This window comes from Gammaproteobacteria bacterium, assembly GCA_014075255.1.
Lineage (GTDB): Bacteria > Pseudomonadota > Gammaproteobacteria > UBA4575 > UBA4575 > JABDMD01.
On record CP046178.1, the window covers coordinates 944,504 to 956,250 of the forward strand.

At 40.4% G+C, this 11,747-nt stretch carries 13 protein-coding genes; 2 read left to right on the forward strand and 11 right to left on the reverse strand.

Annotation, left to right across the window (positions count from 1 at the left end):
- Positions 1–42 precede the first annotated feature (42 nt).
- The 4 genes from fhcD to GKR92_04890 all read right to left on the reverse strand — a co-directional run bounded on the left by fhcD (position 43) and on the right by GKR92_04890 (position 4,471).
- The gene (fhcD, locus tag GKR92_04875; protein QMU61069.1) at positions 43–933 is read right to left on the reverse strand and encodes a formylmethanofuran--tetrahydromethanopterin N-formyltransferase; all 891 of its coding nucleotides are present in this window, start codon (positions 931–933) and stop codon (positions 43–45) included.
- A gap of 24 nt (positions 934–957) precedes the next feature.
- On the reverse strand, positions 958–2,604 hold the full coding sequence (locus tag GKR92_04880; GenBank protein ID QMU61070.1) for a formylmethanofuran dehydrogenase subunit A: 1,647 nt from the start codon (positions 2,602–2,604) through the stop codon (positions 958–960).
- A gap of 106 nt (positions 2,605–2,710) precedes the next feature.
- Positions 2,711–4,102: a formylmethanofuran dehydrogenase subunit B gene (locus GKR92_04885; protein ID QMU61071.1), complete on the reverse strand. Its 1,392-nt coding sequence runs from the start codon at positions 4,100–4,102 to the stop codon at positions 2,711–2,713.
- A 24-nt stretch (positions 4,103–4,126) separates the two neighbouring features.
- Positions 4,127–4,471, reverse strand: a complete 345-nt coding sequence (locus GKR92_04890; protein ID QMU61072.1) for a formylmethanofuran dehydrogenase — start codon at positions 4,469–4,471, stop codon at positions 4,127–4,129.
- A gap of 335 nt (positions 4,472–4,806) precedes the next feature.
- On the opposite strand from GKR92_04890, the gene GKR92_04895 reads away from it, so the two are divergent.
- Entirely contained in the window at positions 4,807–5,079 is a 273-nt protein-coding gene (locus GKR92_04895; GenBank protein ID QMU61073.1) for a DUF4242 domain-containing protein, read from the forward strand.
- A 31-nt stretch (positions 5,080–5,110) separates the two neighbouring features.
- Here the strand turns inward: GKR92_04895 and GKR92_04900 are convergent, their stop codons facing one another.
- The 6 genes from GKR92_04900 to GKR92_04925 form a co-directional block, all read right to left on the reverse strand.
- Entirely contained in the window at positions 5,111–5,401 is a 291-nt protein-coding gene (locus GKR92_04900; GenBank protein ID QMU61074.1) for a hypothetical protein, read from the reverse strand.
- 8 nt (positions 5,402–5,409) lie between these two features.
- Complete coding sequence (locus GKR92_04905; protein QMU61075.1) at positions 5,410–6,060, reverse strand: redoxin domain-containing protein; 651 nt, start codon at positions 6,058–6,060, stop codon at positions 5,410–5,412.
- A 68-nt stretch (positions 6,061–6,128) separates the two neighbouring features.
- Positions 6,129–6,692: a redoxin domain-containing protein gene (locus GKR92_04910; GenBank protein QMU61076.1), complete on the reverse strand. Its 564-nt coding sequence runs from the start codon at positions 6,690–6,692 to the stop codon at positions 6,129–6,131.
- A gap of 13 nt (positions 6,693–6,705) precedes the next feature.
- Entirely contained in the window at positions 6,706–8,058 is a 1,353-nt protein-coding gene (locus GKR92_04915; GenBank protein ID QMU61077.1) for a c-type cytochrome, read from the reverse strand.
- Positions 8,058–8,798, reverse strand: a complete 741-nt coding sequence (locus GKR92_04920) for a hypothetical protein (GenBank protein ID QMU61078.1) — start codon at positions 8,796–8,798, stop codon at positions 8,058–8,060. The genes GKR92_04915 and GKR92_04920 overlap by 1 nt, the downstream gene beginning before the upstream one ends.
- Before the next feature lie 123 nt (positions 8,799–8,921).
- Positions 8,922–10,268 (reverse strand): selenium-binding protein, encoded by a 1,347-nt coding sequence (locus GKR92_04925; protein ID QMU62712.1) that lies wholly within the window; start codon positions 10,266–10,268, stop codon positions 8,922–8,924.
- A gap of 459 nt (positions 10,269–10,727) precedes the next feature.
- On the opposite strand from GKR92_04925, the gene GKR92_04930 reads away from it, so the two are divergent.
- Entirely contained in the window at positions 10,728–11,297 is a 570-nt protein-coding gene (locus GKR92_04930; GenBank protein ID QMU61079.1) for a redoxin domain-containing protein, read from the forward strand.
- Positions 11,298–11,357: 60 nt separating this feature from the next.
- Here the strand turns inward: GKR92_04930 and GKR92_04935 are convergent, their stop codons facing one another.
- A complete protein-coding gene (locus tag GKR92_04935; GenBank protein ID QMU61080.1) occupies positions 11,358–11,741 on the reverse strand; it encodes a 4a-hydroxytetrahydrobiopterin dehydratase in 384 nt (127 codons plus the stop codon).
- Positions 11,742–11,747 lie beyond the last annotated feature (6 nt).

Sequence of the window (11,747 nt, forward strand, 5' to 3'; positions counted from 1 at the left end):
TTTATGTTTTTACTAAATAATTTATTATTTTAGTTTCTTATTTTAACCGTTCGCAATTTCATGCAAGTGAAAATGAAATTTACCCAGATCACCACCATAATTACCTGCAGTAATCATCGTCGCGCCTTTTTCTGCCGCAGCATGAATGCCACGACGCATGGATTCCTTGATCGCTTCTTCGCTTAGGCCATCTACTACAATTTCATACACAGCCTCTACATTCTCTGGCACTACAGAATCTTTTGAGATGGCACGTAAGGTTGGACAATAAGCGTCATTCGTTGATGCGATAAGAGCCTTATATTTAGAGCCTACTTTACTGCCTGATCGAACCAACCCTTGAGGGAATGGCAAGAATACCCCAGCTACTTCTCGCATGGCATTTGCGGCTGCGACTGAAGCTCGCAAGGTAGTGCTTTTTCTTGGTCCGAAGATAATTAAGTTGCCACCACCAATAGCGGATTGAATACCGAACTTATCATCAATTAAAAATTCACCTTCCATCACAGGAATACGCCATGAACGAATGCCATCTATAACTTTACTAATTTGATGCCCATCACCGAAGTAACGCAGCTTGCCACCTACTGATACAGATTTTTCAGATTCTAAACCGTTAAAACAGGCTGTAGTAGGGCAGGTCATTACACATTGACCAATACGGTCAATTAATTGACCTGCAATGGTTTTACTACTCATGGTGAATAACAACACGCTAATACCTGGGCGACCATCAGGCGTATCTTCTTCAGGAATTTCACTTTCTACTGCTGCTTCTAACTTACAACGAATCACTGAAGTCGCAAACCCTGTCATTGAAGCTGCTGCTGCGCGCGCCCATTGTTTGGTATCGGCAGTGATGATGACTCGAGCACCCCACATCGAAAACGCTTCTGCGAATGTATCTACTATTTCTGTTTTATTAATCTTCATGATTATAAGACCATACTTTAGCCATTAAGATTTAGGATTCGTAGGAATCACTTCATGATTATGCAAATAGTCATCACTAATTGCATAATTATTAAATTTGACTGAATAGTAATCCTCAAAGAACGGTTCGATTTCACCTGCAATGTCTTTATTATAACCAGGCTTTGTATGCAGCAGCTTGCCTGAATGGTCCGTTGCAAACTCATGATCTTTAATGATGGTTACGCCATCTTTTATGACGTAACGCGGTGCATTAAACATGGCTTCTTTATCGTGCTCTTCAGTGTAAATAGTGAGATCCGCATCTGCACCGATACCCAAGTGGCCTTTATTGGTTAATCCCAATGCACGTGCTGGCCCTGCTCGTGTAATGATGGCAATTTCATTTAAAGTGTATTCGCGATCCAACTCTCGCAAACTAGTTTGATTAATAGCTTTTTGATTTACATGCGATAACGCTTCTTTACGATAACCGCTATCCATTAATAATTTTATGAGTTTTGGGTAGCTCATAAACGAACCACCATTTGGATGATCTGTTGATAACAGCACACGCCAAGGATCTTTTGAGTGTAAAAATAATTCTAGGCCCATCGCCCACTGTAATGCATGGGTGTAAATATGATCTTGGTAGGTAAATGGGATAATACCGCAACCACTTTCACACTCCGTGTCTGCGTTAATCCATTTGTTCATTTTAACATTACGTAGCATCCAAGCTAATGGTGCATCGGCCGTCATTGCCGTGGCTTTACCAAACATAACTTGCCCAACATCAGTCGTTATATTTTCGTTATCATTTATGTAGTCAATGATAGAGCGAACACCAGAAACTGCGTCTTTATTTACTTCTCCACCAAAACTATGAAACTGTATATGCGCCATATGCACACGGCGCCCTTGAGCTGCCTTCATAGTATCCAAAGTAGTTTCGATATTGCCGCTATGTCCTAGATTATTGCAATGCACATGCGGAGGATGAGGTAAACCTAATTCATGCGCTGCTTCTATGAAACTTTCAATTACATGTGTAGGGGTTATATCGTAATGATCAATATTGTCGTTAACGTTTGTTATGTTAGCGTTCTTACGGCCCTTCCAAAGTTCATCCGCACCCACATTCACTAACTTAAGAGTGAATGCATGCACAGAGTCAATCCACCATGCAATGGCTTCTTTAAATTCTTGCTTGCGTCCTTCTTTTAATAACTTAAGTAAAAATGCGTTATTCCCTAACAAGACGTAAAAACCTTTATCAATAACAGGCGTATCGTCTAACTCTTCCAATGTGTGTCTTGCGGTAATTGGTGGTACTGCTGCTTCCATTGCAGTGGTATACCCCATAGTTGCATAACGATACCCGGTTGCAAATGTGGATGGCACCACACCACCCGTTCCAGAGCGTGTATGCGCAGTTTTAGGATGCACGTCTAAACGATGATCTTCAGGCTGTAACTTACGCGCAAGATTAACTTTTGCACCCGCAATGTGACAATGGATATCAATTGCACCTGGCATAACCACCATGCCATGCGCATCAATTTTAGTGGCAGAGCTTGAAACGGAATCGACTATCTTGCCATCCCTTATAAAGATGTCTTGTACTTTTCCGTCAATGTTGTTTGCAGGGTCGTATACACGACCATTAACAATTTTTAATTCAGATGACATGTTCTATTTGTTTTTATGTTTACAGATGAATCCTATTCTTCTGCTTATAATTTTTAACAACATCCGTGTAATAAAATTACTCTTTCTCCAGCTTCTTTTGCAACATTTACGCTGCAACTCTGGCCTTCTTGCCGCTTAATAACTTTTTAACTCGATCTCGAATAGCTTCTAGCACTTCTTGATCACCTGGATAGGTTGATTCCATTGCTGGACGTAACGTAATCGGCACATCATCCATTCGATACACCGTTCCACCAGTATTAATCCCATAAGTCGATACCGCAAAACGCACTTTAGCGATACTGCTAGTCACTGTGTCTTTTGTATCTAATGAAATGATAGGAATCTTTTTCATATGTTCAATTGCAGCTTTAGGAAAGTTTGAAGCAGGATCGGATGCTATAATCATTGCAGCATCGGCTTCACCTCGCGAGAGCACATCTGTTGTTGTAAATTCACCTGGATTAAATCTTGGATAACCTCTATTGAAATTTACACCAAACGGATAACCCGTTTGCCATGAAACAACATTGTCTGCACCGGTTACATTTCCGTGACCGCGTACAGGCTTTGCAACAAAGTGAGTGAACTCATTTAAATCTGCCGCAAGGGAAAGCAGTGCTCCTGAATTAAAGTGACGCCCTCTTGTCATGGTCAGACCCATTCCAAAAAACAGAACACCGAATTGACAATTTTTCATGCGCTCAACTAGGTCATCCAGTACTTCACGTGATATACCGGTTTGTTGTTCGATATCGTCCGCAATCTTTTTGCCTTTAACCAACGCACGTAGTGCCCACAATACTTCAAAATCTTTACCTGGTTTTATTTGCATGAAAATATCGGCAACCGGTGTACTAGGTGTTCTGCGCACATCTACCAATACAACAGTACGATCTTTCTTTCCATTTGGTATGTACATGCCTTTAGGGGTAACGGCATAGCGAGTGAAATGACGAGGATGAGATTCTGCGGGATTACCGCCCCAATAAATAACTAAATCAGCCCGGTTTTTTACCTCACCAAGAGTTGCAGTACTTTCGCCAACACCTTGGAAGGCCATGCCGGACGGACCGTGGCAAACAGAAGTAGTCGTATCAATATTGCCATTGATGGTATCCATAATATCTACGGTTACACGTTGCGCTTCACAAGTTGAATCACTCATACCATAGGTGATTGGGAATTTTGCGTCGACTAAAATTTTTGCTGCAGCATCAACACCTTCTTTAAAAGTGGCTACTTTGCCGTCGACAAGTACTACAGGGCGAGTATCAACCGTATGCTCATAAAACCATGCACGACCTAATACACATGCTTTTTTAGCTTTAATAATACGATGCTCATCTAAGTCAACCGTCAGCTCCATGTCGTCACATACACATCCGCAAAATGTGCACGTTGCATCTTTTACAATTTTTACATTCTTACCTGCATTAGGATCTACCCTTTTTTTTGGTACAGGTTTCTTGTCTTCTGTTGATACTGCTTCAGTCATAGAAAATACCTAGCGTTGAACTAATTATTTAACTTTAGTGATCTTAACTTCCATATGCTTGGATAAAGGCATGCCTGTCCCAGCAGTGTCCGATGCCATTAATTCACTTGATGGCGGGCCGTAAGGAATAAATATCATTCCAGTTGGTAAATCCTGATCTTTTTTACTCTTACAAGTCACTACGGTCTGACCTACATCCGACTTAAGTTTGATTTTATCGCCATCCTTAAGCTTTAAACGCCGCATATCTTTTTCATTCAGCTCCGCTGTCGACGTTACCCTCTTATATTCGTCTTTGAGCTTGCCTTCATTTAATGAGGTGCCCTGACTTTGCGAACGACCGGGTACTAGAATCATGGTCTCCGCCATCTATACATCCTTAAAAGTCATATTGGTTTGGTCACATATGTGAGAGAAAATAGAGGAGCGATTGGAGTCCATCAAATATAAAACCGCTATTTATCTACCGAATTCTTCCTTGAAAGTAGTGTGTACTAACTCTTCTTTAGCAAAATAATAGCATAGTTCCTTCAAAATCCAGCAAATTTATCTCCTCAATTAGATAGGGTATCTGTCGCCCACCCACCCAATTGGGTAAAAAATGTACATCGAGAAACTAGCGAACTCGGCTTGAAATTCGCTACACTCTCTATAGAAGCAAACATTACAACAAATAATAACAACTAACGACCAGGAGACTCCACATGCCTAAATATATTATCGAACGTGAAATCCCCGGCGCAGGCGATTTAACTGCTGCCGACCTTCAAGGCATATCGCAGAAATCATGTAGCATTCTAAAAAACATGGGTCCACAAATTCAGTGGGTAGAAAGTGTAGTAACAGATGACAAAGTGTACTGTACTTATATTGCGCCTAACGAAGAAGAAATTCGCAAACATGCTAACGAAGGCGGTTTCCCAGCGAATAAAATTTCAGAAATTCGTGGAATGATTGACCCCACTACTTCCGAGTGATTTCTAGATTATTCTCCATAAGCATCCGTGCTTATGGAGAACCAAATATACACCCCATATTAGTAACCACAATTGGAAAATCACCAATATCTCGTAATACTTGAGCAGTATTATAGTTTGTAAGCAGTTGCTCGACTTCATTTACTTCAATATCTATTAAACACTCGTGCATGACACGCAGCACGAAGGTTTTCTCATTTTCGAGAATATTAAAGTTTAAACTTTCTTTTTTTTCGTGCTCCCATTCATCAACGGTAGCACCAGGAAAATTTTTAGAAATGTAATCTAGTATTGGTTTACTAAAGTCAGCATAAGCAGTCATAGCTGCTATTAATTTGGAAGTAATTTATTAGTATCGCATTGATCAGCTGTAGACCAACCAAAGGTTTCTTTCAAGCTAGCGAAAAATGATTTCTTTTCAGGCTCATAGATTGCTGATGGATTCTCTATCACCTCTCCCGTTTCCGCCATACGTTCATATTTTGTAACCAAGTCTTTTAAAAATTTCACCATCTCTGGTGAGTCCCACTCACGCTCACCAACTGCTTTATACACAAGTTTACCTTCAGGGTTAATCAAAAAAGTGGTTGGCAAACCACGTACTCCCCAACTCGCTAAACTCATATCTTTATCTATAAGGATAGTGAACGAAACTGGCACTGCCTCTAAGAATTTTTTTATTCCCGCTAAACTTGGGCCCACATGCACACCTACTACTTCAAGACCCGAACCACCGAACTCATTATGTAAATTACTCATTGCTGGCATTTCTTTACGACAAGGTGCACACCAAGTCGCCCAAAAATTAAGTAGAACAAATTTACCTTTGTAATCGTTTAAATTTACTTCATTGCCATTCATGCCTTCGAGGTTAAAGCCACCGGCCTTGGGTGAACCACTAATTGGGTCCATCAAGCCTTCTGCCATCACCGGCATAGCTACCGCAAAACATATTAAAAAGATAAACAATAATCTGGTCATTTATATACTAATCCTGCTGATTTTCTGAATACCGGTTAGATTGAAATTATGTCAATAAGTTCGCAGCACTATAAAGGCTTTGACGAGGAGGATGAAGATTCATCACTATCTAATATGCTTTGTAGAAAATCAATCATAAATGGTGCATTCCATACCCTTGTGCCTACAGCTCTATAGCGAATGTTTCCTTTTGGATTGACTATAAAGGTAGTCGGCATGATCGGAATACCCCAGTCACCCAACTGTAAATCCATGTCAAATAATACTGGGTATTTAACGTTATTTAGATTTAGCACTGACTCTATACCTTCAGAAGGATCTCCAGCATGAATAGAAATAATCACCATGTCTTCTCTATCTAGTAATTCCTGCGCACTTTGCAGTGTAGTCATTTCACTTTTACATACATTACAAGACATCGACCAAAAATTTACTAGCACATGTTTGCCACGATAATCTTCTAGCTCATGCATTTCTCCATCTAGATAAGAAAGCTTAAAATTTTTAGCTTCATAATTTGGCGGATAGGCCTCCATCAACTGTCCATCTTCTGCACTGACTGAAATAGTCGCTGTCAAATTTACGACAAATCCTACGACAACCGCTAACACGTATTTTGGTATTTTATTCATTATTTACTGATTATTATTCAGCCTTCTTCTCATGTGCCCAGTTCGGATCATCCTTACTAATGTCTCCAATGGGTGCTGCAAAAGCGTCTGCTACTAAAACCCCAATATTGCTCCCGGTTAACGACATCATAAACGCAACCACGTCATCCATTTCTTCATTCGTAAGTTCTAATGGTTTAATTAAAGGACTAAGCACTTCATTTGGAACGCCACCCTGATTATAAAACTCCACGACTTGTCGCAATGTATGTAATGAACCATCATGCATATAGGGCGCGGTTAAGGAAACATTTCGTAGCGTTGGCGTACGGAATTTCCAGCGATCATTCGGGTTTTCTGTCACTTCATAACGACCCACGTCATTTGCCTTTGGTCTAGACACAGCTTTTATAACCTCATTATCAAGCTCTGCATACACACCTGGTGCAAGTTGCACGCGCGTGGTTTTACCTTGGATACCCATTGAAGCTTGATAACCCAAACCAGTGTTATGCAATTGATTGTCTGTGAACAAGGCATAGTCTTCATGCACCAAATGGCATGCACTGCAAGTTGCTTTGCCATTAAACAATTCAAAACCTTTTTTTACTTGCTCGCTTACCGCATCTTCTTGTTTCCCAAAATGCCATCGATCAAAAGGCGAATCTGCCGAATTCAATGTACGCTGGTAACTCGACAGCGCCATACCGACTGTTTCCATGGTTGGTCCACGCCCATCAAATGCCTTTTCAAATAAACCTTTGTATTCTGGAATAGCTTTAATTTTATCAATTACGTAACCTATCGAAGGGTTAGCCATTTCATTACGCGCTAAGAAAGGTGACCAAACTTGTTGCTCCAAGGTTGACTCACGCCCATCATGAAAAATTAATTCCAAATAAGCCACGTTGTAGCTCATGGGTGAATTACGTTTTCCAGAACGACCCTCCACTCCAACCGCAGTTTGTATTTCGTTATTAGTAAACCCTTGCTCAGGTATGTGGCAGATTGCACATGAAAACGTATCATTAATTGATAGGCGCCTATCAAAAAACAATCTTCTTCCTAATGAAACTTTTTCTTCAGTTACAGGGTTGTCTGCAGGAACGGGAACAGGTGGCAAACCTAATGGAGGGTTATTAACAAATTCTAATAAATTAGCTTTCTTTCCAATGCGCTTTTGTAAATCCAAGGCGTTGGTTTTGTAATTTATAGAATCATAGCCCTGCTTATTATCACCAGGACCATAGTAATGCTTACTATCATCAGCACTCTTTTCGGTCTCTGTTGAGCTACGCAACTTATCCGAAGACATTATCAAGCCAACAACACCGGCTAGAATTACGGTATTAATAACATATGCTATTTGTCGTCGACTAAAAGTCATTACAAAGTAGCATCCTTATCGATTATTCCATCTTCTATCAATAGTGTTTTAATATCTGTACTCACTAATTGGTCATGCAAAAATGACACGCTATATTCTTGTCTAATTTTCTTAGACTTATCAATTAAAAACGCACGCAATACGTGCGCCATGGCACCTGTGTAGTTGCCTTCATTGTCATACTGTTTAATCATCATTTGGCCATAGCTACTGGTGATCGGCAGCAGTTTTTCCTCAGAGGCAGTAGTTAGAAACACCCATTCCGGCTCACCACCTTCAAAGCCTGCACCATACAATCTCATAACTTCAGGCGAATCATGCTCTGGATCAAAACTAACGCTTATTAGGCGTATCTTATCAGCAAGCTTAGGATTGTCCTTGAATCGCTCTTTAATTTTGTAAAACACAGCTGTCGCTAACGGACAACCATTAAGGTCTGTGCAGCTACTGTATATAAAAGTCAGTAGTACAATTTTATCGCCTAACAAATCATCTAGCTCAAGCGCCTCTCCATCCACCCCTAATACTCCGCCGCCGCCAGCAGTGTTGATAACAGGTAATGAATAGCTACCCGGCTTAGGCAATTCGTATGGCAGTTCTGCCACCCAGCCATCGGCAATCACGCGTACTTCCGCCTCAGCAACCGCAGCATGTGAACCCGGTATGGGTGCATCATCATCTTTGTGCCCACATCCCGATAACACAAGTAACGAAAAGAATAATGCAATCAAAACTTTCATCTATGAAAATTCTCTATATAAATCTTTTGCAGAAACAACAAGGCCGCCTCGAGGGCGGCCTTGTTTCGAACTTAGCTTGTTAAATCACATAAATGCTTTACATCAATGTAACTTTTACAGCCCTTACTTAGCTTGAGACAACATAGTGTCGCTAGAGTTCGGCTTTTGAGAGTAAAGCGAGTATGCACCGAAACGCATTTGGTGCGCACGACCCAACTTCAACTCATAAAAGTCTACAGTGAACTCATGCGCAAGCTTCTTACCATTCCATGTGAATAGCTTGAAGTATTGCTCATCTGCTTCACCTGTTTTATCCCAGCTACCTAGCAAAGATGAAGTGAAGTAAGCACGCTTACCGTCCCAACTTTGTGAAATCATATTCACTTGTGCGCCAATCTCGTGCTCATATGTTTGCTTTGGAGCGTGTGGATCTGTGATATCAAAGAAACGAGTCTTACCGTCCATGAACGTTTGAACCCAAAGACCTTTGTCATCAGCAGTGATTGAGATATCAACTGGTAGAGGCACTTTAGAAGGATCGCCGATATCACCTACGTCTGCTGCTTGCCACTCACCTGCTTCGTCTTCATAAATTAACCAAATTTTTGAAGTTAATGCAGTGGTAGTGAAACAATAGTTATTAGTAGCTCCCCATGCGCAACGAATTTCTAATGGCGCACCTGGTACTTCAAATACTTTCTTAGGCTTACGAGTGTGCAAGTCCCAAACTACTACAGTGTTACCAAAACGCTTCATCGCTTCAGCATCACCAAGCATTTGACCAAAGTCCATCATGTAGTTAGACCAGCCAGTGAATGAAGAAGTAATCATTACATTACGACGAGGTAACGCACGAATGTCATAACCATAACCATCAGCAGCATTTCCTACTTTTTCTGCTCCGCGTAGATCTTCATCAGTTGGGTTCCAGTGTGCAGCAATGAAATCACCTTCGTTAGTGAATTCAGCCATACCAGTACGACCACCGTGGTCAACGTTATTTGATAAAGCACTTACCATGATACGTCCTGGTAATGCGTACATAGTGTGAGGACCAACCATACCGCCAGTCTTTTCAACAAAGTCAGTAATTACTTTGTGAAGCGTTGGCTTGCCTGGGTTTGTGTGTACGTCAAAAATAAAGATCTTATTGCTGTCTAATCCACCAGCAAAAAGATAACGACGGTCATCTGTTAAGCCAGAGTGATGCGCTTCATTACGACCGCCTACAGATAATACGTTTACAACTTTTCCGTAATTGTTAGATTCAGGATTTACAGAAAGAGTAACAAGCTTATCTTGCCCATCGCCCATTCCTTCAACACCTAAAGTCCAAACATATACATAGTCTTCCTGGCCTACAATTTTCGCCATGTAGGGAGACATGCATGTCTCATCCGCCATTGCGGTAGATTGAAAACCAATTACCGAAGCGAACAACACACATGTTAATGTGACGATGCTCTGCATCCATTTGGCTTTTGATATTGCCTTCTTCTTCATAATCTTATGACTCCATATCGTTATAGATTAGTTAACCGAGGATAAAAATCTTAGTGTTATTCAAGCAAAACCAAGCAGCCACCTCTCTCTATTAATACTATAGATAAAAGCAATGCCCAATCCTGTAAGAACCTATTGCGGCATTATGACGCATCTTGATAGTCCATTCAAAGATATATCATTCCTCTTCCTAGTCACTGAAAATTAATGTGCTACTCAACTTTATTAGACATAAACTAGACAAAATCGATCATTTTAATATGCATATTAATAATATTCGCTGGCAAGAGATAAGTTATTGTAATTATTATTGAATTTATGCTTTTTAATACATAAATTAGGGAACTGCTAGGATGCCACGTTCTCTAACTCTATATCCGTAACGATTACGACGCTTTTTGCTACGTATTACAACTATTACTCAATATGTTTAATTTCTCACTCCTACGAATAACTGTTTTATTCATATGCTTATTACCTGCTTTTGTTTTTAGCGATGAGAGCCGCATTGGCGGTAATTTTGAGTTAACTTCGCAACTAAATCAGCCTTTTACATCTACCGATGCACACGGCAAGGTTGTGATATTGTTTTTCGGCTTTACACATTGCCCAGATGTATGCCCCAATACACTGGGAACGATACAAACCGTTCTAGGGCAACTCGGCGAACGCGCAAAACATGTGCAACCAATCTTTGTTACAGTTGACCCTGAACGTGACAAACCTGAAATTTTACATAAATATTTACAATATTTTAATAATGATTTCATTGGTTTAACAGGAACACCTGAAGAGATAGATAAAGTAGTAAATCAGTTTCAAGGCTTCTATTCTTATGATGGCGATTTAGCAAGTAGTCAATATACAGTCGATCACACCTCCAACCTCTATATTATTAATACAGCCGGTGAGGTTACCAATATCATTCCCTATGGCTTACCACCTCAAGCCATTACCAATTCAATAGAAAAACTACTTGATGGTATAGATAGTTAATATTATTACTTAAAGTAAAATATTAAGAGCCTCAGAACAAATCTGTTCCTATTTCATCTATTAGTACTGTAGATACGCAAACCGCTGATCTTTTGGCGTGCCTTCAAGATCATTCTCTTCCTGACTTGGCTGCCATAACACCACTTCTTCTATTTTCTTCGCCAATTCAAAATCTTTGTTCGTCACTCCCTTAGCAGCATGATTCATCAATTTACAGATAACAAAGGCGTAGGAAACGGTTAAGTCAGGATGATGCCAGGCTACTTCAGCCAAATGACCAATCGTATTCACAACCATCAATGTCCCTTTCCAACTGTGAGTTTTATACTTGCGACGAATCCAGCCGTTTTCGTAGACCCACTCTGGCAAGTCTTCTGCTAATCGCTGATTAATTTGATCTTCTGTATACGTTTGTTCGGGTTTAATTTCACGCCATTTAGACATTGATTT